Annotated in this window: 20 protein-coding genes; 6 read left to right on the top strand and 14 right to left on the bottom strand. The window is 72.4% G+C overall.

Annotation, left to right across the window (positions count from 1 at the left end):
- The 3 genes from F6X68_RS08395 to F6X68_RS08385 form a co-directional block, all read right to left on the bottom strand.
- Nucleotides 1–1,448: S9 family peptidase (locus F6X68_RS08395; protein ID WP_225852067.1), on the bottom strand; the 1,448-nt coding region annotated here is incomplete at its 3' end.
- Between the two features lie 121 nt (nucleotides 1,449–1,569).
- On the bottom strand, nucleotides 1,570–1,980 hold the full coding sequence (locus tag F6X68_RS08390) for a type II toxin-antitoxin system VapC family toxin (protein ID WP_151453715.1): 411 nt from the start codon (nucleotides 1,978–1,980) through the stop codon (nucleotides 1,570–1,572).
- Entirely contained in the window at nucleotides 1,977–2,258 is a 282-nt protein-coding gene (locus F6X68_RS08385) for a hypothetical protein (RefSeq protein WP_151453714.1), read from the bottom strand. Before F6X68_RS08385 ends, F6X68_RS08390 begins: the two co-directional genes overlap by 4 nt.
- 161 nt (nucleotides 2,259–2,419) lie before the next feature.
- Between F6X68_RS08385 and F6X68_RS08380 the strand changes: the two genes are divergently transcribed.
- Nucleotides 2,420–2,716, top strand: a complete 297-nt coding sequence (locus tag F6X68_RS08380; protein ID WP_151453713.1) for a GYD domain-containing protein — start codon at nucleotides 2,420–2,422, stop codon at nucleotides 2,714–2,716.
- A 132-nt stretch (nucleotides 2,717–2,848) separates the two neighbouring features.
- Here the strand turns inward: F6X68_RS08380 and F6X68_RS08375 are convergent, their stop codons facing one another.
- Entirely contained in the window at nucleotides 2,849–3,487 is a 639-nt protein-coding gene (locus tag F6X68_RS08375) for an N-acetylmuramoyl-L-alanine amidase (protein ID WP_305069285.1), read from the bottom strand.
- A 145-nt stretch (nucleotides 3,488–3,632) separates the two neighbouring features.
- On the bottom strand, nucleotides 3,633–4,760 hold the full coding sequence (locus F6X68_RS08370; protein WP_225852066.1) for a DUF3103 family protein: 1,128 nt from the start codon (nucleotides 4,758–4,760) through the stop codon (nucleotides 3,633–3,635).
- 947 nt (nucleotides 4,761–5,707) lie between these two features.
- On the opposite strand from F6X68_RS08370, the gene F6X68_RS08365 reads away from it, so the two are divergent.
- The 3 genes from F6X68_RS08365 to F6X68_RS08355 all read left to right on the top strand — a co-directional run bounded on the left by F6X68_RS08365 (nucleotide 5,708) and on the right by F6X68_RS08355 (nucleotide 7,892).
- On the top strand, nucleotides 5,708–6,028 hold the full coding sequence (locus F6X68_RS08365; protein ID WP_132237156.1) for a MerR family transcriptional regulator: 321 nt from the start codon (nucleotides 5,708–5,710) through the stop codon (nucleotides 6,026–6,028).
- Nucleotides 6,029–6,333: 305 nt separating this feature from the next.
- Entirely contained in the window at nucleotides 6,334–6,537 is a 204-nt protein-coding gene (locus F6X68_RS08360) for a cold-shock protein (RefSeq protein ID WP_151453711.1), read from the top strand.
- A gap of 206 nt (nucleotides 6,538–6,743) precedes the next feature.
- Nucleotides 6,744–7,892 carry a site-2 protease family protein gene (locus F6X68_RS08355; protein WP_151453710.1) on the top strand — a complete coding sequence of 383 codons (1,149 nt, stop codon included), beginning with the start codon at nucleotides 6,744–6,746 and terminating at the stop codon, nucleotides 7,890–7,892.
- On the opposite strand, the gene F6X68_RS08350 is transcribed toward F6X68_RS08355, so the two are convergent.
- Both F6X68_RS08350 and F6X68_RS08345 read right to left on the bottom strand, forming a co-directional pair.
- Entirely contained in the window at nucleotides 7,889–9,148 is a 1,260-nt protein-coding gene (locus F6X68_RS08350) for an FAD-binding protein (RefSeq protein ID WP_225852065.1), read from the bottom strand. The two genes, F6X68_RS08355 and F6X68_RS08350, sit on opposite strands and share 4 nt — an antisense overlap.
- Complete coding sequence (locus tag F6X68_RS08345; RefSeq protein WP_151453709.1) at nucleotides 9,145–9,699, bottom strand: hypothetical protein; 555 nt, start codon at nucleotides 9,697–9,699, stop codon at nucleotides 9,145–9,147. Before F6X68_RS08345 ends, F6X68_RS08350 begins: the two co-directional genes overlap by 4 nt.
- A gap of 74 nt (nucleotides 9,700–9,773) precedes the next feature.
- Here F6X68_RS08345 and F6X68_RS08340 point away from each other — a divergent pair, with 74 nt between their 5' ends.
- Nucleotides 9,774–9,977 carry a hypothetical protein gene (locus F6X68_RS08340; RefSeq protein ID WP_225852064.1) on the top strand — a complete coding sequence of 68 codons (204 nt, stop codon included), beginning with the start codon at nucleotides 9,774–9,776 and terminating at the stop codon, nucleotides 9,975–9,977.
- 96 nt (nucleotides 9,978–10,073) lie between these two features.
- Here the strand turns inward: F6X68_RS08340 and F6X68_RS08335 are convergent, their stop codons facing one another.
- A complete protein-coding gene (locus tag F6X68_RS08335) occupies nucleotides 10,074–11,003 on the bottom strand; it encodes an LLM class F420-dependent oxidoreductase (protein WP_151453708.1) in 930 nt (309 codons plus the stop codon).
- A gap of 173 nt (nucleotides 11,004–11,176) precedes the next feature.
- Here F6X68_RS08335 and F6X68_RS08330 point away from each other — a divergent pair, with 173 nt between their 5' ends.
- Nucleotides 11,177–12,334 carry an acyl-CoA dehydrogenase family protein gene (locus F6X68_RS08330; RefSeq protein WP_151453707.1) on the top strand — a complete coding sequence of 386 codons (1,158 nt, stop codon included), beginning with the start codon at nucleotides 11,177–11,179 and terminating at the stop codon, nucleotides 12,332–12,334.
- Nucleotides 12,335–12,397: 63 nt separating this feature from the next.
- Here the strand turns inward: F6X68_RS08330 and F6X68_RS08325 are convergent, their stop codons facing one another.
- The 6 genes from F6X68_RS08325 to F6X68_RS08300 form a co-directional block, all read right to left on the bottom strand.
- Complete coding sequence (locus F6X68_RS08325; protein ID WP_225852063.1) at nucleotides 12,398–13,075, bottom strand: hypothetical protein; 678 nt, start codon at nucleotides 13,073–13,075, stop codon at nucleotides 12,398–12,400.
- A gap of 127 nt (nucleotides 13,076–13,202) precedes the next feature.
- Nucleotides 13,203–14,240 (bottom strand): hypothetical protein, encoded by a 1,038-nt coding sequence (locus tag F6X68_RS08320; protein WP_151453706.1) that lies wholly within the window; start codon nucleotides 14,238–14,240, stop codon nucleotides 13,203–13,205.
- Nucleotides 14,240–14,509, bottom strand: a complete 270-nt coding sequence (locus tag F6X68_RS08315; RefSeq protein ID WP_151453705.1) for a hypothetical protein — start codon at nucleotides 14,507–14,509, stop codon at nucleotides 14,240–14,242. Before F6X68_RS08315 ends, F6X68_RS08320 begins: the two co-directional genes overlap by 1 nt.
- 443 nt (nucleotides 14,510–14,952) lie before the next feature.
- A complete protein-coding gene (locus F6X68_RS08310; RefSeq protein ID WP_151453704.1) occupies nucleotides 14,953–18,207 on the bottom strand; it encodes an ATP-binding protein in 3,255 nt (1,084 codons plus the stop codon).
- Complete coding sequence (locus F6X68_RS08305) at nucleotides 18,204–18,899, bottom strand: hypothetical protein (RefSeq protein ID WP_151453703.1); 696 nt, start codon at nucleotides 18,897–18,899, stop codon at nucleotides 18,204–18,206. Before F6X68_RS08305 ends, F6X68_RS08310 begins: the two co-directional genes overlap by 4 nt.
- Nucleotides 18,896–19,981 carry an endonuclease domain-containing protein gene (locus F6X68_RS08300; RefSeq protein ID WP_151453702.1) on the bottom strand — a complete coding sequence of 362 codons (1,086 nt, stop codon included), beginning with the start codon at nucleotides 19,979–19,981 and terminating at the stop codon, nucleotides 18,896–18,898. Before F6X68_RS08300 ends, F6X68_RS08305 begins: the two co-directional genes overlap by 4 nt.
- Between the last annotated feature and the right edge of the window lie 128 nt (nucleotides 19,982–20,109).

Below are 20,109 nucleotides of genomic sequence, written 5' to 3'. Positions count from 1 at the left end.
ACCACGTAGGTGCCGCCCCGGGCCAGCCACCCCCGGCCGATCACCCCGCTGTAGTGCGGGGTCAGGGGGATCTCGAACCCGCCGTAGCCGGTGAGCAGCGTCGGACCGGCGGGCGCGTCCGCGTCCCCGACCACGAAGTACGGCACCCGCGTGCCGTCGGCCGAGGTGGCGAAGAACTGGCGTACCGCCAGGCCGTCCGCGTCGAAGGACGCCGGTGCCCGCTTGAGCGTCTCGACCGCGCCGCCGACCTGCCCGAGACGCAGCGTCGCCGGCTGGAGGAACCCCTCCGAGGCGAGCAGGTAGGCGTCGTCGTTGTCCGGGTCGGTGTCCACGACCTCGCTGTGGTCGAACTCCGGCACCCCGGGCAGCGCCTCCCGCCGCCAACCCTCCCCGTCGGGCGTCAGCACCTCCAGCCGGCTCTTCACGTCGACGAGGGTGGCCAGCATCAGCCGGTTACGGGTCCAGGACCAGCCGCTGAGCGCCGTACGGTCGTCGGGGCGGAAGAGCACCGTCATCTCCCGCTCCCCGGCGAGGAACGCGTCGAACCGGGTAGCCAGCAGGGCGCCCGCGGGGTGGGTCACCCCGCCGACCGCCCACGGCGAGCGCGGCCGGACGAGCAGCCACTCCCGGTGCACGTCCCACCCGGCGTCCTCCGGCACGGCCACGGGGATCCGCTCCCCCGTCGCGGTCAGCAGGTGCTGCTCCGAGCGGAAGAAGTCCAGCCGGCGGCCCACGAAGTCGCGCTCGAAGCCGGGCGTCGGGTCGTGCGAGGCCCAGACGGCGACGTCGTCGGCGTGCCCCTCGTGGACGGTCTCGGCCTCGGCCAGCGGCGTGCCCCGCCGCCACCGCTTGACCACCCGGGGATAGCCGGAGGAGGTCAGCGAGCCCGGCCCGAAGTCGGTGGCGACGTAGATCTGGTCGGCGTCGATCCAGCCCACGTCGCTCTTCGCCTCGGGCAGCGTGAAGCCGTCCTCGACGAAGACGCGGCGGTCGAGGTCGAACTCCCGCACCACGACCGCGTCGCCCCCGCCCCGGGAGAGGCTCAACAGGGCGCGCCCGTAGCCGGGCCGCAGCACTGTCGCCCCGCCCCAGACCCAGTTCTCGCCCTCCTCGGCGGCCAGCGCGTCCAGGTCGAGCAGCACGTCCCACTCCGGCTCCGGCCGGCGGTACTGCTCGAGCGTCGTCCGTCGCCAGACCCCGCGCGGGCGCGCCGCGTCGGTCCAGAAGTTGTAGTAGAGGTGGTCGCCGCGCCACCCGGGGTAGGGGATGCGGTCGTCCGCGTCGAGCACCTGGCGGAGCTCGGCGCGCAGGGCCTCGAATGCCTCTCCGCCGGTCAGGGCGGCCACGGTCTCCGCGTTGCGGTCCCGCACCCACCGCGCGGCGTCCGCGCCATCAAGATCTTCCAGCCAGAGGTACGCGTCGTCGCTCTCCACGGTCAACCCAGCCACCTCGCCACTATCCCCGACGGGGCGGACAGACTCGGACCCGGCCGGCTGTCGGCATGGCGACGAGAAGCGGCGGCAGTTCGCCGACTGGCTCAAGAGCGGAGGACCACCCGACCTGTGCGCGTCAGTCCCAGGTCTCGCCGATGTCGAAGACGTCCAAGCCGGGCGGCGCCGCCGCTTCGATGGACTTCCGGTCCCGGGTCACCAGATAACACCGGTAGAGGATCGCCGTGGCGATCGCGTGCGCGACGTCCAGTGACACGGTGAACGCGGCCGCGATACGGGCCACCCGCCGACTCGTCGCAGCGTCGTAGACCGCTACCTGGATGTCGCGGTCCTCCGTGAACAGCAGATCGAGCATGGCGGCGGCGGGCGTGCCCGCGAGTTCGAGCTGCGCCTGCCCGAGACAGAGCGCCGGAATCCACACCTGCTGGTCGGGATCCTCCTCGGCCAGGGTCAGCATGGCACCGGGCTCGACGCTCGTGCCCGACGCGTACGCCAGCAGGGCGGAGGTGTCGAGGACGAGACCGTTCACGCGGCGGCGGTCCCCTCGTTGTCGAACTGGCTGAGCCACTCGACGTTGCGGGCGTGCTGCTCGTCGCTGACGGGCGCGAGGGCCGCCAAGCGGTCGCGGGTCTGCTCGACGTCCTCGTCGGTGACCACGTAGCCGAGCTGCGCCCACTTCGCACGAAGACTGTCGGCACGCATCTTCCGCCGAAGGATCCCGGCGATGAAACCGGACGTGGTGCCCTGCGTGCGCTCGACGTACGCGGCCACGTCGTCGGGCAGGCTGATCGTGATGCGGCGAGTCATACTCCGACCATACCCGCTGCATACTGACGGAATGCCATCAGCTCGTCACGCCACACCGGTCGCGCTCCAGTCCACCACCGGCGCCGACTGGCTGGTCACTTTCGACCATTATGCCCCAGAAATTGCCTTACGATGAGATCTCTTCGTGGAGGTGGAGGGCCATGCCGACGTATGTCGCGTTGCTGAACTGGACCGATCAGGGGATCCAAGGCTTCAAGGACACCGCGAAGCGCGCCGAGGCCTTCGCCGCAGCGACACAGAAGCTCGGGGCGAATCTCCTGAACATCTGGTGGACCGCCGGCCCGTACGACCTCGTGGCCATCGTCGAGGCGCCGGACGACGAAACCGCCTCCGCGGCGCTCCTGCGGCTCGGCGGGGCGGGCAACGTCCGTACCACGACCATGCGGGCCTTCGGTCAGGAGGAGATCAGTCGCATCGTCGCCAAAGCCGCTGGCTGACTCCGTCACGGCCAGACATGGGGTGGCTGCCGACCTGAACGAGCAGCCACCCCCGTATGTACGGCCAGGACCACGGACGGGCGTCCTCGCCGGACCCGCCGCGGCTGGCAGGCGATTCAGCGACGCAGCACCCTAGAGGCCGAGGTAGGCGGCGATGCCGTTGGCGTGCCCTCGGGCGGTGGCGGTGATGAAGGCGGCGCGCTTGAGCAGGTTCGCGTCGGCCACGGTGTCGATGAACAGGTTCTCGGTCAGGACGGCGGGCATGGCGGTCTCGCGCAGCACATGGAAGTTGGCGGTCTTCAGGCCGCGGTCGGTGACCGAGCCGACGGTGCGCATGCCCGACAGGACCCGGGAGTGCACCGGACTGTGCAGGGCGCTGGAGGTGCCCGGGTACCGGTAGCTCTCGAAACCCGTACCGCCGCCGGAGTTGATGTGGATGCTGACGAAGATCGTGGCGCCCCACGCGTTGGCGTCGCTCGTACGGTACGTGAGACTGCGGGTGATGTCCGAGGTGCGGGACATCCGTACGTCGACGCTGTAATTGGCCTTGAGGATGTCGCGGGTCTGAAGCGCGATGCTCAGGGTCAGGGCCTTCTCGGTCAGGCCGTTGCCGACGGCGCCGGGGTCGGTGCCGCCATGCCCGGGGTCGAGGTAGACCTTCGGGACCGCCGCGTGCGCGACGCCGGTCGCCGCCCACGGAGCCACGACGAAACCAGCGGCGGCAGCCAGCAGGGTGCGGCGGCGCGCTGAGGAGTTACTGATCACGAGCACCTCTCCACGGAAAGTAGGGGGTGCCGGGAGGCCGTCGTGGGCCGCCTGTACCCGTACGGGCTGGCACGGCGTCACTGTAATGCATGGAAATATCTAGATGGAAAGACCCGCTGCTCGAGACGTCCAACGGGGTCGAGCGGGCCGGTCAGAACTGCGCGACCCAGTACGGGGTGACGTCCATCCAGCCGTTGGCGCCCGCGCCGTGCTTCCGGCCGCTGCTGGCGGTGCTCAGGGTGTACCAGGCGTCCACGAAGTCCGGGTCGTCGGTATACCAGGAGGTGGGGATGGCGTCAAGGATCGCGTTGACCACCGGGGTGTACACGCCACCGTCCACGATCACCAGCAGGGCGCCCGCGATGGCCTTGACCAGGGCCGCGTAGTTGGTGTCCCCGTCGTCCTCCATCATCACCACGTCGGCCAGGTTGTACTTGTACGACGAGAAGTGCACCAGCAGCTGGTTCGGGTAGTAGGTGGTGCCGTCGTGGTCCAGGTACGGCATCTGCACGAGGTCGACCTTGACCTTGCCGTCCAACCCGAACCCGGCCACGAGGTTGTAGATCTCGGCGTCGCCCTTGATCCAGGGCTCCTCGTCGTCGCTCAGCCGGACGGCGTCGACCTTGGTGGCCCAGTAACCGGCCGACGCGGTCACCCCGGAGGCGCGGGTCGCGGGACGCGCCGGAGCCGCCCGGCCGATGCCCCTCTCGCCCAGCTCCTGGCGCATCATCGCCAGCCCCGCGGTGAGCGCCCGCTCGGTGTCCACGTCCACCACGAGCACCGGCTGCCGCGGCACCCGCGTGGCATCCAGCACCACCGTGCCGCCGGAGCGGTCGTAGGCGGTCACGCTCGTCGCCGAGTCGTCGGGCGGGGTGGCGGCCACCAGCGGCGCTTCGCCGCGGGTCAGCGCCGCGCGCATGTCCGGGTGAGCCAGCCGCAACCGCAGCAGCGAGCCGGTGCCGCCCGGCAGGCCCTTGGCGACCAGCAGCCGCTGGTTGGCGGCGCGGAGGTCACCGGCGAGCCGGGCGTCGACGCCGGCGGCGAGCAGGTCGACCGGGCCGTTCACGGCGGAGCCGCCCAACCGGGTCAGCTCGGACCGACCGGTGAGGGCCACCTGACGGGCCACGCCGTCGGTGATGGCGAACACCGGGCTGGCGACCACTGGGGCCGGTGCGGGGTGGTCGGGCCGGGCGTACGCCGGGGTGCCGACCGCTGCGACCAGGGTGGTCGTCGCGATGCCGAGTGACAGGACGGCGCGGCGGAAGGTACGTCGGTTCACATGGACTCCTCTGCGTCTCCCGGCCATCGGCTCGTGGCGGCGACCGGGAAATTGACGACGATGACTACATAGGTATACGTCCACGGGGAAGCCGTCAACGTCGCCGTAAGCGGTTGATTACGTACCGCAGCTCAGACAGCCACGAACCGGACCGGCCCGCCGAGCACTGTGGCGGCCCGGCCCAGACCCGCCAGGCGAGCGGCGAGTGTGGCCGATGCCAGACGCCCCCAGCAGGACCTCGCGTACCGCGCGGGTCACCTCGAAGCGCTGGCTGACCTGCGCGTCGCCGGGCGCACATCGCCACGGGCCGGCGGCACGGTGGGGAAACCCGCGATCAGCGGCCGAGAAAATCTGGTCTCCCGAGACTAGACATTCTTGGTGGGGCTGGGTAATGTTGCCTCCGTTGACGACAGAGATCGGTTAAAGACGCTGACGAGAGCAGAAGCGTCGAAGCAGGGCCCGGAACTTCTCGCGGCTCGCTCGGCAACTGCGGTGGAACCACATCACCGCCGCAACACGGCAAGTGCAGGACAAGACCTTGACGTAACTCCAGGTCAGGGCAGACCGCAGGCAGGGCCGATGCAAGGTTCGGGGCTCCGCCTGATGCAGCAAGGATCCGCCGCACATGCGCGGGGCCATGAAGTCGCGTGGGGCTCCGGCATCGGCGGATAGCAACCGTAGGCAATGCAAGAAGAGGAAAGGGAGGGCTGGACGCCGTTGGATCGCCCGCCGTCAGGACGTAGTGCAAGTTCTGAGGCGGACGCCGTAGCCCCATCGAACGTGAGGTGGTCTCCGGTCACGCTTATGCGATCCTCGCACCGCCTGCTGATAGCGGCACGGTGCGGAAACGAGAACCCGACGAACCTGTCGGTAGATGGTGTATTCAACCCGTAACCCTGGGCCCCGGCGCAACACGCGCCGGGGCCCTCGTTCACGAAGAGGAATGCATGGCCCAACCCGACGACATGCTCAACGACGACGACTACCCCGCCTACACCATGGGCCGCGCCGCCGAGATCGTGGGCGCCTCGCAGGATTTCCTGCGCCGCCTCGACGAGGCGAAGCTGATCATCCCGTTCCGCTCCGCCGGCGGACATCGCCGCTACTCCCGCTACCAGCTGCGCCTGGCCGCACGGGCCCGGGAGATGGTCGACCAGGGCACCGCCCTCGAAGCCGCCTGCCGGATCATCATTCTCGAAGACCAGCTGGAAGAAGCCCTCCAGCACAACCGCGACCACCAGTGCCGCCAGCAGGCCGGCGCTACCTGACCCCGCGCCGCACGGTCCTTCTCCACCACGAGAAGGACCGTCTGCCGCACCCCGAAGAACCTGCGGATGTCGCGCCGCCAGGACAGGGACACACGCAGGGAGACGAAGGGCTGTTACCCGCCTGTGCTACGGTCTCCTTGTTGCAGTTTTGATTTCCGTAGACGTTTCCGGCGCCTGATGGGGTTATCTGAAACCTCATCCAGGCGCTCTTTTCGTTTGTCGTGTCGGTTCGGCGCGGGCGATCAACGCGGCGGCGTAAGAGTCCGCACACCGTGCGGTCTCCAACAGCCTGCGAAGGAGCAGACATGGCTACAGGTACCGTGAAGTGGTTCAACGCCGACAAGGGCTTCGGCTTCATCGCCCAGGACGGCGGCGGCCCCGACGTCTTCGCCCACTTCTCCGCGATCGCATCGAGCGGCTTCCGCAGCCTCGATGAGAACCAGCGGGTGGAGTTCGACATCACCCAGGGCCAGAAGGGCCCGCAGGCGGAGAACATCCGCCCGCTCTGATCTCCATTCTGCGAACGGCGGCCCGACTGGTTCAGCGGGTCGCCGTCCGTCATTTCCGCTGGCGGTGGGCCTGAGCGCCGACCACGCCGGGTCCCGGCGCGGCTACCGGCCAGAACCTCGTCATCGACGGTCCGCCCGTCGCGGCATCGGCCAGCATGCCCCGCCGAACTGGCATGGGCGCGACGATCGCGGGTAGTACCCGAAACATGAGGGCGAGTTTCCGGCTCGGCCGGATCGCGGGCGTGCCGGTCGGGGTCAACTGGAGCGTCCTGGTCATCTTCGCGCTGATCGCCTGGGGGCTGTCGGCCAACCAGTTCCCCCGGGCCTACCCGGACCGGCCCGTCGCCGCGTACGTCCTGGCGGGGCTCGCGGCGGCGGTGGTCTTCTTCCTCGGCCTGCTCGCCCACGAGGTGTCGCACGCAATCGTCGCCAAGCGCAACGGGCTGGAGGTCGGCGGGATCACCCTCTGGCTCTTCGGCGGGGTGGCCGAGCTGCGCGGCGAGGCGCGCGACCCGGGCGCGGAGCTGCGCATCGCCGGCGTCGGCCCGCTGGTGAGCCTGCTGATCGGGCTCTTCTTCGGCGCGATCGCGGTGGTGCTCGCCGTGGCCGGGGTGGAGGGGCTACTGCTGGGCTCGCTGGCCTGGCTGGCCGGCATCAACGTGCTGCTGGCGGTCTTCAACGCGCTGCCGGCCGCCCCGCTCGACGGCGGGCGGCTGCTGCGCGCCGCCGTGTGGAAGGCGACCGGCGACCGGACGAAGGCGTCGGTCGTCGCCGCCCGGGCCGGCTGGGTGCTCGGCGCGGTGCTGATCGGGCTGGGACTGTGGCAGTTCCTGGCCGGCGTCGGCTTCGGCGGGCTGTGGCTTGCCCTGATCGGTTGGTTCCTGATCGGCGCCGCCGGCATGGAGGAGCGGCAGGCCCGGATGGGCAGCGCGCTTCAGGGCATCCGGGTGGCCGACGTGATGACGCCGCAGCCGCAGACCGCGTCGGGACAGATGACGGTGGGCGACTTCGTCGACCACTACCTCTTCGCGTACCGGCACACGGCGCTGCCGCTGACCGAGGACGACCGGCCCGTCGGCCTGGTCACCCTCGACCGGGTGCGCGGCATCCCGGCGGACCGTCGGGCCGGCACCACGCTGGCCGAGGTGGCCTGCCGCGCCGACGAGCTGGTGCTCGCCCGGCCGGACGAGCCGCTGAACGAGCTGCTCCCCCGGCTCAGCGAGTGCGCCGACGGCCGTGCGCTGGTGGTGGCCGACGGCCGCCTCGTCGGGATCGTCTCGCCGAGCGACATCAGCCGGGCGGTGCAGCGCGGCAGCCTCCGCGATCAGATGCAGGGCAGCCGGCCCGGTCGCTAGTCGCGGGGAAGGTAGTGGTCGAGCAGGTCGGTGCGGAACGTGCCGGCCGGGTCGAGCCGGCGCGCCAGGTCGAGGAAGTCGGCGTACCGGGGCAGGGCCGCGGCGACCGCCGCCGGGGCGAGGCCGAAGACCTTCCCCCAGTGCGGGCGCGGCGCGAACGGCGCGAGCCGCTCCTCCACCGCCGCCACCACCGGCAGCACCGCCGCCGCGTCGGCGGTCCAGGTGAAGTGGATGGCCAGGCTGTCCCGCCCGTGGTTCGGGCTGAGCCACAGCCCGTCGGCCGCCACCGTCCGCAGCTCGCAGACCTGGAGCACCGGCGCGATCAGGTGCGCCACCGGATCGAGCGCGGCCAGCGCCGCCGACGCCGAGCCGCGCGGCACGTGGTACTCCGACTGCAACTCCGCCCCGCTGCTGGGCGTGAACTCCAGCCGGAAGTGCGGCAGCCGTTCGTGCCACGGGCCCGGCTCGCCGAGCTGCGGGGTGCAGTTCCGCGCGGGCATGCCCGGCACCGGGTGCCGCGGCGCGTCGGCCGCCGTCGTGCCGAGCCAGTCCGCCGGGAGCGGGGCCGCGTCCGCGCGCTGCTTGACCCACACCTCCCGCAGCCGCGGCGACCGCCAGTCGGTGAAGACGCTGACGCTGTACGCCGAGGCGAACGCCGCGTCCAGCGCCGCGCGGGACAGGCCGAGGCGGACGTGCTGGCGGATCTCGAAGGTCGGCACCACGTCCAGGGTGACCCGGGTGACGACGCCCAGCGCGCCCAGCGACACGACCATCCCGGCGAAGGTGTCCCCGTCGGCCGCCCGGTCCACGGTCAGCAGGTCGCCGCCGGCGGTGACCAGTTCCAGCCCGGCGACCGCGCTGGCCAGGTTGCCGATCGTCTCCCCCGAGCCGTGGGTGCCGGTGGCGACCGCCCCGGCGACCGAGATGTGCGGCAGCGAGGCGAGGTTGGCCAGGGCGTACCCGCGCGCGTGCAGCCAGGACGCGAGGTCTCCGTACCGCATGGCGGCCGGCACGGTGACGGCCCGGCGGTCCGGGTCGAGCACGACGGTCGCGGGCAGCCCGGCCAGCGAGACCAGGTCGCCGGTGGTGTCGCCGAGGCGGTTGAACGAGTGCCCCGTGCCCACCACCCGGAGCCGGTCGCTGCCCGCCACCAGCCGGCGCAGCTCGTCGAGCGAGGAGGGGCGGTGGTGGCGGCGGGCGGCGTAGCGGACGTTGCCCGCCCAGTTGTGCCGCAGCCCGGCCCCGGCGGTGGTCACGGGGTGCGGTGGCGGTCGGCGGCAGGAGCCCCGCCGAGCGCGTCGACGAAACGGTCCCCGGCGTGCCGGGTCAGCGCCGCCGCCACCTCGGCGGGCCTCTCCCGGACCCGCGCCAGGTCCAGCAGTTCCACCGCGGCCCGGCCGTCGACCGGGTGGTGCGCGTCGGCCGGCAGGTCGGCCAGCGCGCCCGGCGCGGGGACCAGCAGCAGTCGCGGCGTCGACGGCAGCCCCTGCCGGGCGGGCGGCCGGGCCAGCGCCAGCGCCGCGACCTCCGCCCACGCGATCGTGCGGCGCAGCCCGGGGCGGCGGACGCTCAGGCCGTCGGCGCCGATGACGAACCGGAACGGGCGCAGCAGGCCGACCAGCACGCCCCCGCCCAGCAGCACGGCGCCGACGGCGACCAGCCGGCGCAGCAGCACGTGCTCCCCCGGCAGCGCCAGCAGCACCCCGCCCCCGATCACGCAGGCCAGGGGCAGCACCAACGCCCCCCGGTTGCGGTGCAGTTCCATGTCGTACCCCCGTTCGACACCGTGGTCGTCGGGACGCATCATCCGACGAGCAGGGCGGGACGGAAACCGGTCGATCGGGCACGGTTACGGCGCCCTCGTCGGGGAACCCTACGCCGATGAGCAGCTACCGCGATCCCGCCCCGCGGGGCGACGTGTTCCCCTCCGAGGAGGAGATCGACCCGACCGGCATCGGAGCGGTGTCGCCGGCCGGGGCGTACCCGGCGGGCACCACGCCCCGCCCCAAGCCGGCGCCGCCGCCGACGCCCCCGCCGCACCCGGTGCCCCATCCGGGGCCGGCGCCCCGGGTGGGCCGCGCCTGACGGCCGGCACGACGGGGCCGCCGCCCCGCGCGCGACTTGCCGCCGTCGCCGGCGCAGGACGTCGACGCGGTGCTGGGGCGGCGGTTGCCCGCCGGCTCAGAGCTGGGGCTTCACCTCGGCGGCGACCAGCTCCAGGTGGTCGAGGTCGGCCAGGTCGAGCACCTGGAGGTAGAGCCGCTCGCTGCCGATCTCGGCGTACCGGCCGATCTTGTCGACCACCTCGGCGGGGGTGCCCGCGAGGCCGTTCTCGCGCAGCTCGTCCGGCTCCCGGCCGATCGCGGCGGCCCGCCGGGCCACCTCGGCGTCGTCCCGCCCGCAGCAGAGCACCAGGGCGTTGGACCAGCGCAGCTCGCCCGGGTCGCGGCCGGTCTCGGCGCAGGCGGCCCGGACCCGGTCGAACTGGGCGGCGGAGTCCTCGACCGAGGCGAACGGCAGGTTGAACTCGTCGGCGTAGCGGGCGGCCAGGCGGGGCGTGCGCTTCGGGCCCATGCCGCCGAGCAGGATCGGCGGGCGCGGGTCCTGCACCGGCTTCGGCAGCGCCGGCGAGTCGCTGACCGGGTAGTACGTCCCGGCGAAGTCGAAGGTCGCGCCGGGCGGCGTCGCCCAGAGCCCCGTGACGACCGCGAGCTGCTCCTCCAGCCGGTCGAAGCGCTCCCCCAGCGACGGGAAGGGAATCCCGTACGCGGTGTGCTCCTCGGCGTACCAGCCGGTGCCGATGCCCAGCTCGACCCGGCCGCCGCTCATCTGGTCGACCTGCGCGACGGTGATGGCCAGCGGGCCGGGCAGCCGGAAGGTGGCAGCGGTCATCAGCGTGCCCAGCCGGATCCGCCGGGTGTCCCGGGCCAGGCCGGCGAGGGTCGTCCACGCGTCCGTCGGGCCGGGGTCACCGCTCACCGCGCCCATCTTCAGGTAGTGGTCGGAGCGGAAGAAGGCGCCGTAGCCGGTTTCCTCCGCGCAGCGGGCCACGGCGAGCAGGTCGTCGTACGTCGCGCCCTGCTGGGGTTCGGTGAAGATCCGCAGTTCCATGCTTCGAGCATAGGGAGCGGGCCGGGTCGGCGTGCCGTTCCGGCCCCTCCCCGGGCGGCGGCTCGGGCGGGCGCCCACCGCGCGAAGTGGCGGGCATCCGATAGCGGCGAGCCTGGCCCCGGGTCGTCCGCCGGTCCAGAGTGGAGGCCGAGCGACGAGGCGAGGAGGAACCCATGGAGGACCAGCACCGGGACGGGCTGACGGGGGCGGTGGACGCGCTGCTCCCGGAGGTGTCCCGCCGGGCCGGGGAGATCGAGGCGGCCCGGGGGCTGCCCGCCGATCTGCTCGACTCGCTGCGGGCGGCCGGCTGCTTCCGGATGTTCGTCCCCCGCAGCCACGGCGGGTACGAGGCGGACCTGCACACCGGGCTGCGGGTGCTGGAGTCGCTGGCCCGGGCCGACGGCTCCACCGGGTGGACGGTGATGATCGGCGCCGAGACGCCGCACCTGGTGGCGATGCTCTCCCGCGACCGGTTCGACAAGTTCTACGCCGACGGGCCGGACGTGGTCGTCGGGGGCGGGTTCGCCCCGCAGGGGCGCGCCGAGCCCGTCGACGGCGGCTTCCGGGTCACCGGCCGGTGGGCGTTCGCGAGCGGCGCCCGGCACGCCGACTGGATCTTCGGCAACTGCGTGCTGACCGGGGACGGCGGGCCGGCGGGGGCACCGCCGGCGATGCGCTCCATGCTCTTCCCGGCCTCCCGGGTCACCGTGCACGACACCTGGCACGTGCTCGGCCTGCGGGGCACCGGCAGCCACGACATCGAGGTGGCGGACGCCTTCTGCCCCACGGAGGAGAGCTTCGACCTGTTCACCGGCGTGCCCTGCGTACCGGGGCCGGGCTTCGTGGCGCCGCTGGTCCACTTCGTCCTGCACCTCGGCGCGGTGGCGGTCGGCATCGCGCAGGGCGCGCTGGACGACATGGTCGCGCTGCTCGAGGGCGGCCGGCAGCGGCTCTACGCCCGGCAGTCGCTCGCCGACTCGCCGGCCTTCCGCCTCCAGCTCGGCCGTGCCGACCTGGACGTACGGGCCGCCCGGGCGCTGCTGCGGGACCTGGCCGACGAGCTCTGGTCGGCCTGCGCCACCGATCCGGCGGCGATCCCCGCGCTGCACCCACGGATCTCCGCCGCGCTGCCCTGGGTGACGGAGCGGGCAGCCGCCGCGGTCGACACCTGCTACCGGGCGGCCGGCGGCGGGGCGGCCCGGGACTCGTCGCCGTTGCAGCGCCGGTTCCGCGACATCCACACGTTCAGCCAGCACGCGGCGGCGGCCGAGGGCTGGCTCGCCAACAACGGCGCGCGGGTGCTCGGCCGGCCGGTGGAGCTGGCCTACTGACCCCGGGCGGGTGTCCCGGCTTCCGACCGGAGCCGGGGCACCCGCCCGCCGTCCATCGACGGATCAGCAGCGCTGCCGCTGGCCCGTGTGGTGCACGCCGACCTTGCCCACCACGGTCAGGTCGGTCAGGGCGGTGTTCGCACCGCGGGACACGTAGCACGAGTAGCGGTGCTGGTTGATCACTTCGAGGTGGATGTGGGCCCCGCTGTCACCGTTGACCTGGTAGCAGCTGGACCAGCGGAAGCGGCCCGTCTCGCCGAGCTTGGTCCAGGGACCGACCGAGGCGCCGACGACGATGCCACCGGGCTTGTTGTTCACGTGCATCACGTCCGCGCGGCCGAGGATCTGCCCGGTCGTGGTGTCCCGGGCCTCGAGCCCGATGCGGTAACCGCCGTCGGCGAGATTGCGGGTCGCACAGCCGGCCTGGACGGTGACCACCTTGACGGCGACCGGGTGCCCGGAAGCGGTCTTGGTGCCGAACGGCGAGACGATCGTGGCACCCGGATTGCGGTAGATGTCGACGGCCCAGTCGTTCGGGTAGCCCCAGTGACCGAAGACGATGTGGTGCGAGGTCGGACCGGAGAGACCGAAGCGGTCCCAGGTGGACGAACCCTGGATCGGCGGATAGACGTTTACCGTGTCCGCTGCCGGATGCGCCTGCGCGGCGCCGGCCGGGGCGACCACGGCGCCGACCGCGAGCACGAGGGCGGCCATCGCAGGGGCGAGACGACTGAACTTCACATGATCTCCATGGCTGTCCTGGCGCAGCGGGGCTCGGTGGACATCGCACCGGGAGGCGCACGAGCGGGCCTGCGCACGATCCGGCGGATCTTATACCACCATCGATGGATCTCATGATCGACGTCTATCAGACGTACGGCCGGGTGGCGTACGCCGACTTCAGCGCGGCCAGCCCCGTCGACTTCGGCGACAGCGTGCCCCAGCCCGAGTTGAAGTAGTTGGTCCGCACGATCCGGGGTCCCCGCTCGGCGTTGAGCTGGGCGATGGCGGCCGGGACGGTGGCGATCCAGCCCGCCTGGTCCGGCACCTCCGCCACCCGTACGCCCCACTCGGCGATGATCACCGGGCGGGAGAGGGCGACCGGGCCGAGGTCGGCCACCGCCCAGTCCTTCGCCCGACGGAACCGGGCCAGCGCCGTGTGGGTGGGGCTGGTGGCGTAGGCGTTCCACTGGAGGAAGTCGAGCCTGGCCATCAGCGCCTCCGGATGGGTGCGCTGGAAACAGGCCCGGTCGAAGCCGCCCACCCCGACCGAGAACGTCGTGCCGGCTGGCAGCTGACGGGCCTTGAACCAGTTCACGATGTACGTCACCGCCTGCACCGCGCGGGCGTCGGACTGCCCCCAGTTGTAGCTGACGCCGGACTCCGTGGTGCCGAACTCGTGGTCCGTGTCGAGTTCCGAGGCGAGCTGGATGTTCACCCCGAATCCCATGGTCCGGTACTGGGACAGGGCGCGGGCGAAGAGCCCGTCGCAGTGCCCGGCCAGGACCTGGCTGTAGCCGTACGCCCGGGGCCAGGTCGTGCCCGGGCGCTGCTGGATGGTCATCGCGGGCGCCGGGACGGTGTAGGTCACGCCGTCCACGGTGAACGTCTGCGGCCCGGCGTCGGGCGCGCCGTAGTGCTTCAGCTCCAGCACCATGTTCATCTGCACCCCGGCCCTGCCGAGCGTGATCAGCCACGGCCGTTGGTAGCCGGGGAAGATGTAGCCGTCGGCGAAGCTGCGGTACTGGGTCAGCGAGCGGAAGTTGCCGCCGGCCATGTCGGCCGTCGGGTCGGCGCCGCCGGAGAGGTAGTAGCCGCCCAGCACCGGCGGCGCGATCGTGTAGTCGGCGGTCGCGGTGGCGGTACGCCCGCCGTTGTCGCGCACCGTGACGGTGACCCGGGGCATCACGCCACCGCCCGGTAGACGGCGACGGACCCGTTGTCCGACGCCCTGGTCCAGGTGCGGCCGGAGTCGTCGGTGACGGTGAGGGTGAGCGGGTCGATGACGGCGGTGACCTTGACCGGCGCGCTGCTGTTGCCCTGCGCGTCGGTCACCACGATCGTGACGGTCACCGGCTTGGTGTCGGCGTCGCCGTAGGTGACCGTCAGGATCATCTGGTCGCCGGGTGAGTAGGTGGAGGCGTTCAGGGAGGCGGTGGCGGTGGGAGCGGCCATTGCCGGCTCCTCTCGTGCTCGGTGACCGGACCGACCGGCGCGTGGCCAGGGCCGGTTCCGGTGGGCAGGGTGGGACGGGCGACGACCGGCCGCCGGGCACGCGCCTGCGCGTGCCCGGGACGGCTCGTGGGTACGGCTCGCCGGCCGCGCTCGTCCCGGGGATGGCGCGCGGCTCCGGTGGCTGCCGGAATGGGGACGTCTGTGTCGGTGCGGCGGCTTCCGCCCGGGTACCCGGGACGTGACTGCCGGAGCGCGACCTCGCGCTGCGTGGGCGGCCGGCGCTGCGCTACGCCGTGGCCGTCGCGGGGTCGGGTTCGGTGATGGCGGTGTCGGCGGGGACGATGCTGTCCCCGCCGGGCCCGAGGAATGGGTTGTGGCCCGCCATCCTCACGCCTCTGACCTGCTACAACAGTGCGCCGGAAAGGCGATCGGCGTCCTGTCCGCTATCGGACGGCCGGCGCGTCCGGCAGGTGACTGCGCTCCGGCCGGAATTGTGCCGAAGCTGCCCTGGCGACGACCTCCTCCGGGCTGAGCGGCGCCTTCGGGTGGTGGGACAGGCAGATCGGCGTGTCCACCTTGACGAACGCGAAGCCCTCCCCGGCCACGTAGAACTGGCCGCTCTGCATGAGGCCGATGTCGGGCAGCCGCCCGCCCTTGGCCTCCGCCAACTGACGGGCCGCGTCGATCTGCGCGGGAGCGTTGAGCAGCCCGAAGAACTGCGTGGTGGCGTTGCCGGAGATCTGGTTGTGCAGCCCCTTCGGCGCCTGGGTGGCGAAGACCAACCCGAGCCCGTACTTGCGGGCCTGAGAGGCGAGGGCGATCGTGCTGGCCGTGCAGGCCGTCTGCCCGGACGACGGGGCGAGAGTCTGCGCCTCGTCCATCACGAAGAGCCCGCCCAGCGGTCGCTCGCCCGCCGGGTGCCGCTTGATCCAGGCGAACAGGGCCATCTGGAGCTGATTGACGAAGCCCTGCCGTTCCTGGTCCGACGTGAGCCCCACAAAGCTGATCACCGAAATGCGTGCGCGCCGGCCCGGCGAGGGGGTGAGCAGCAGGCCCGGATCGGCCGGGGCGCCGACGCCGCCGAACAACGGATCGGTGACCATGGCGGCCTTCAGAGTCTCGGCCAGATCCTGGGCCAGCTTGTCCGCCCGGCTCAGCCGGCTCACCCCGTCGGGCAGTTCGGCGAGGAACTCGGTGAAGCCGGGCAGGCCCACCATTCCGCTCCTCGCGTACGCCTGGAGGGCCTCGGTCAGCACGGCCTTGCCCTGCTGGGCCACCTTCGTCGGCCGGTCCACACCGGCGCGCGGGGCGAGTGCCTCCACCGCCGAGCGGATCGCCTGGTCGAACTCGTCCGGCGAGTCGCGTACGGGGGTGAAGTCCGGCAGCGGCTGGAAGCTCAGCGGTCGACCGGCGTTGACCCGGGGCGTCCAGACCACCACCTCGGTGTGTTCGAGGTGGTCGCGGGCCCGCTCGGCGTCACCGGGGCCCCATCCGGCCGGCGGCTGCGGCCAGGGATCGCCCAGGCGGGCGAGGTCGTTGTTGGGATCGAGCACGATCGCGGAGACGCCCTCTCGAGCGCACTCCTCGACCAGCCGCCGGATCAGCACGGTCTTGCCGGAGCCGGAGCCGGCGAAGATCACCGTGTGACGGCGCAGCGACTCCAGGTCCACCGCGAACGGCCGCGCCCCGTCGGTGGTCCGCCCCAACAGGATCGAAGTTCCGTCGACGGTGGCCCTCCCGCCGCCGACCCGCGCGTCGTCCTCGCCGCCCACCTCGGCGGTCGGCCCGACTGACCGGGCGACCGGTCCGGCCTCCGCATTGGCCGCCCCGGCGGAGTCGCCGAGGATCGTGGCGAACAGCTGCGTGGAGCCGGCCGGTCGGCGCGCGACCAGCCACTCCTGGAGAACCGAGGCCGGTTCGCCACTCAGCTCACGAAGCGCGGCGAACACCCGCAGGTCCGCCTCCGGGACGCCGCAGCGGACTCCGCCGGCCGCGTCGAAGGCCGCCAACACCTCGGCCGTACGCTTCCCGGTCGGCCACGGGCCGTTGCGCAACAGCACCAGCCGCCGCTGCGGCAGCGCACGGTCGAGGCCCGCCATGGTGCAGGCCGCCTTCACCCTGGCGGTCGCCGCGATCGCGTTCGGATGGGAGATCCCGCGGAAGCACCAGTGCGCCTCGTTCTCGGTGGCCTCGTCCAGCACCTCGATCAGCCGCCCGTGCAGCGCCGGTTTGCGGCCCGGCAGCGGGTCGTACCTGTAGCTGGCGCCGGTCGGGGACCGCTCGGCGATCCAGGCCGCCAGACCGGCGGCGAGGAGCGCCGGCATGTGCTCGTCCTCGGTCCGCGGATCAAGCGCACCCGCCACGTCCGCCCCCGCCACCAGCCCGGCGAAGCGGGCGTCGAGCTGCCGCAGGCGCACGTCGTCACCGGTGTCCGTGTCGCGGCACGACTTCGGGCCGACGGCGGCACTCCGGTCCGGTGGCTCGGACCCGCCGACGACGTGGTCGACGACCTCGATGAGACGGTCGAGCTCGGTCACCTCGTCCCGGTCCCGGCACCAGGCGACGTGTCGATCCACTCGGCGCAGCAGCGCCCGGGGCGTCAACGCCGGGGCGTCCACGAACGCCTCGGGGCTGATCGGCCAGGTCGGGTACGGCGGTGCGAAACGCGGCCCGGCGAAGGCGGCGGTGAACCGCTTCGCGACGATGGCCCGCCCGATCTCGGGGGTGGGAATCCGGTCGGGGAGGATCGCCTGCCGGAACCGGTCGCCGACCGGAGTGGGCGCACTCCTGGTCAACAGCTCCCAGGTGTCCGGCAGGCACGACACCACGATCAGCGTCCGGCGGGTGACGTCACGCAGCTTCAGCAGCCCGTCGGCGATGGGCCCGATGACCTTCGCCTGGGCGTCCTCCAGCCCGGCGTACTGGTCGAACATGGCGGTGCTGGTCTGGGCGAAGAGCGTGTCGAGCTGGTCGACGGCTATCACCGTGGGGTCGAGCGTCAGCGCCATCAGCCGCGAGACGTCCTGGACGATCTGCTGCGGGGTACGGATCGCCGGGGTCAGCCCCCACGCCGCGCGACCGTCCGGGTCACCTGGCTCGGAGATCAGATGGGCGTAGCCGACGTCCTGTGCCTCGAAGTCCAGCGCGCCGTGCAGGACGAGTGCCCGGGCGGTGTCCTGGCAGTCCCGGCCGATCTCGCGATGGCGCGTCCGCAGGGCCCGCACGAAGGTGTCCAGGTGCTCCCGGGTGACCGGCTTCGTCCCGGCGATCGCGTCGCGTACCTCCGCCGGGATGCCGAGCTGGGCGGTGAGCCGACGCAGGAACGTGCGCAGCTGGGTGCCCCAGCCGATCGCGTCCCGTCCCATGCCTTCGACCAGGGCCAGCGCCACGCTCTCCCAGAACGTCTTCCCGCTGACCATGTCGACCAGGAAGAAGTAGCCGCCCTCACGCTGGATCCGATCCCGCACCGCCCCGAGCAGGTGGGTCTTGCCTGCGCCGGCCCGCCCCTGCATGGCCACGCCGAGGGGCACCGTGGTGTCGTCGGTGCGGGCCCTGCCCACGCCGCGCAGGATCTCCGCGACCACCTTCTCGTGCAGCTCCGGCACGTCGTACGGGCTGGGCCGCCACACGTCGTCGGGAGTGACCGCAGGGTTGAGACTGACCGCCTCGAGCGCGGCCCGTACGTCCTCCGGGATCATGCCGAGCCGATCGCCAGGGTGTGGTTCTCCTCGTCCCCGATGCGCACCGCGGCCGCCCGGTCCCGCGCGGTCAACGACTTGGTGTTGGCGACCGGGATGATTCGGACGCCGTCCCGCTGGACCATCGCGCGCAACGTCGCGTCGACGGTAGCGCGGTCCTGCCTGCCGAGGCGTTCACGCAGGTCGGCGAGCCCCACCCAGGCTCCCGGCTCCCGGGCCAGCTCGTGATAGGCGGCGCGGATCAGGGCCTCCACGGCGTCCGGCTCGGTGGCCGCCGGCGCTGGCGCGGCGCCGGGAGGCGTCGGGCCGGCCGCCGGACCTGAGGTGGCCGACGACGGCGTGAAGAAGTCGGCGTGGCTGAGCCCCAACCGGCTCAGCGAGCGGTGCAGGTTGGCCAGCAGGGTGAACAGCGAACGGGTGGCTGAGCCACTACGTGCGGGCGGGGCGCCGACGTGCAGCTGCCGCACCACCCGCCACCCCTCGTCGGTCAGCTCGTGGGAGAAGGGCCGGTGGGACCGGTCGGTCTCGACCAGGCCGAGCTTGACGAGTTTGGCGTTGTCGACGCCGGTGAGGCTGAACCCGGCCAACTCCTTCAGCTCGTTGTTGGTCAGTTCGCGGGCCTCGACCATGAGCACCACAAGCGCGTTGATCTGGTTGGGCGTCAGGTGGGGAAGGTCCGCCGTGCTCGTCATGGTGCCTCTTCTTCGTGGGGGTGCGCGCCGGCCAGGCGACGACGGGTCAGCAGTTGCCGGATCATGCCGACCACGGCCTGGACGTCGGACAGCACCTGCTCGTTGGTGAACCGGAGCACGTCCAGCCCGAGGAGTTGCAGCCGCACGTCACGCCGCCGGTCGTTGGCGAATCTGATTCGTCCCCGATGTTCCGGGCCGTCCACCTCGACCGCAAGTCCCTCGGCCGGCCAGAAGAGGTCCAGGCGGTAGATCTCGCCGAGCAGGTGCCAGTCGTACGTGTGGTTCCAGCGCCTCCCCCGGGCCCACTCGTGTGGCGTCAGTGCCAGCTCCAGTGCCTGCTCGGCGGCGCTGTCGCCGCGCGGGACACCGGACAGCGGCGGAAACGTCAGTGCCGGCGGAGGCTCGCGGACGGTGTCGGGAACCCGACCCGCCTGCACCGCCAACTCGGTCAGGCTCGACGGCAGCAAAACCTGAACCGACCGGATCCGGTCGACCGTCCGCAGTTCTCGCCCGGCCAGCCAGACGGTGAGGCGGCCGTGCCGCACCAGCCATTCGGCGACGGCAACCAACGCGCGCTCGGTCTCCGTGGGCAGCTCGTCGGTCAGGCCGACCAGCAGGACGCACCCGTCACGGTCGTACGCGGAGGCCATGACCCGGGCCAGGCCGGCAGCCCGTACCTCTGCCGGAAAGCGCGGCCGGTGCTGCCGGTCCTCTCCGCGCAGCGCGCGCTCGGCGAGGTCGGCCAGGAACGGGCCGAAGTGCTCGGAGTGCGCGGCGGCCCGCATGGCAAGGGACCGCACCGCAGCGACGCCCAGCGTGCCGGAACCGTCGAGCCGTTCGGCACCGGGCAACCAGCGGGGGAACAGCGTGAGGGCTGCGCCGTCCAACTCGTCGAGGACGGCGGCGAGCAACTCGGTGAAGCCCCGTCGGGCCGGCACGCGGTACCGAACGACGACCGGGGCGGCGGCCGGTGCCGGATCGAGTCCCACATGGAGCAACTCGGCGTCGATGCCGGGCAGGTGGCTGACCTGCTGCGGAGGAAGGGCCTCCCACCACTCGACGGGAGGTACGCCACTGGCCACGGCCGAGCACGTTACCGAGGATCGATCGAGCGCGCCGCCCGCCCGATCCGCTGACCCGTGCCTGCACCGCTGTGACCGGGTACGGCCATCCGGCTGCGGCTGTCCAGCCCTTCTGCCGGTGTCGGGGG

Source organism: Micromonospora sp. AMSO12t (assembly GCF_008806585.1).
Taxonomy (GTDB): Bacteria; Actinomycetota; Actinomycetes; order Mycobacteriales; family Micromonosporaceae; genus Micromonospora; species Micromonospora reichwaldensis.
This window is presented reverse-complemented; position numbering and strand designations above follow the sequence as displayed.

What these genes read in the sequence shown, in the direction of transcription:
- F6X68_RS08305 (WP_151453703.1), bottom strand. Translation starts at nt 18,899, where the DNA reads ATGACGAGCACGGCGGACCTTCCCCACCTGACGCCCAACCAGATCAAC.
- F6X68_RS08365 (WP_132237156.1), top strand. Translation starts at nt 5,708, where the DNA reads ATGGCCCAACCCGACGACATGCTCAACGACGACGACTACCCCGCCTAC.
- F6X68_RS08335 (WP_151453708.1), bottom strand. Translation starts at nt 11,003, where the DNA reads ATGGAACTGCGGATCTTCACCGAACCCCAGCAGGGCGCGACGTACGAC.
- F6X68_RS08340 (WP_225852064.1), top strand. Translation starts at nt 9,774, where the DNA reads ATGAGCAGCTACCGCGATCCCGCCCCGCGGGGCGACGTGTTCCCCTCC.
- F6X68_RS08310 (WP_151453704.1), bottom strand. Translation starts at nt 18,207, where the DNA reads ATGATCCCGGAGGACGTACGGGCCGCGCTCGAGGCGGTCAGTCTCAAC.
- F6X68_RS08315 (WP_151453705.1), bottom strand. Translation starts at nt 14,509, where the DNA reads ATGGCCGCTCCCACCGCCACCGCCTCCCTGAACGCCTCCACCTACTCA.
- F6X68_RS08380 (WP_151453713.1), top strand. Translation starts at nt 2,420, where the DNA reads ATGCCGACGTATGTCGCGTTGCTGAACTGGACCGATCAGGGGATCCAA.
- F6X68_RS08320 (WP_151453706.1), bottom strand. Translation starts at nt 14,240, where the DNA reads ATGCCCCGGGTCACCGTCACGGTGCGCGACAACGGCGGGCGTACCGCC.
- F6X68_RS08355 (WP_151453710.1), top strand. Translation starts at nt 6,744, where the DNA reads ATGAGGGCGAGTTTCCGGCTCGGCCGGATCGCGGGCGTGCCGGTCGGG.
- F6X68_RS08360 (WP_151453711.1), top strand. Translation starts at nt 6,334, where the DNA reads ATGGCTACAGGTACCGTGAAGTGGTTCAACGCCGACAAGGGCTTCGGC.
- F6X68_RS08385 (WP_151453714.1), bottom strand. Translation starts at nt 2,258, where the DNA reads ATGACTCGCCGCATCACGATCAGCCTGCCCGACGACGTGGCCGCGTAC.
- F6X68_RS08330 (WP_151453707.1), top strand. Translation starts at nt 11,177, where the DNA reads ATGGAGGACCAGCACCGGGACGGGCTGACGGGGGCGGTGGACGCGCTG.
- F6X68_RS08345 (WP_151453709.1), bottom strand. Translation starts at nt 9,699, where the DNA reads ATGATGCGTCCCGACGACCACGGTGTCGAACGGGGGTACGACATGGAA.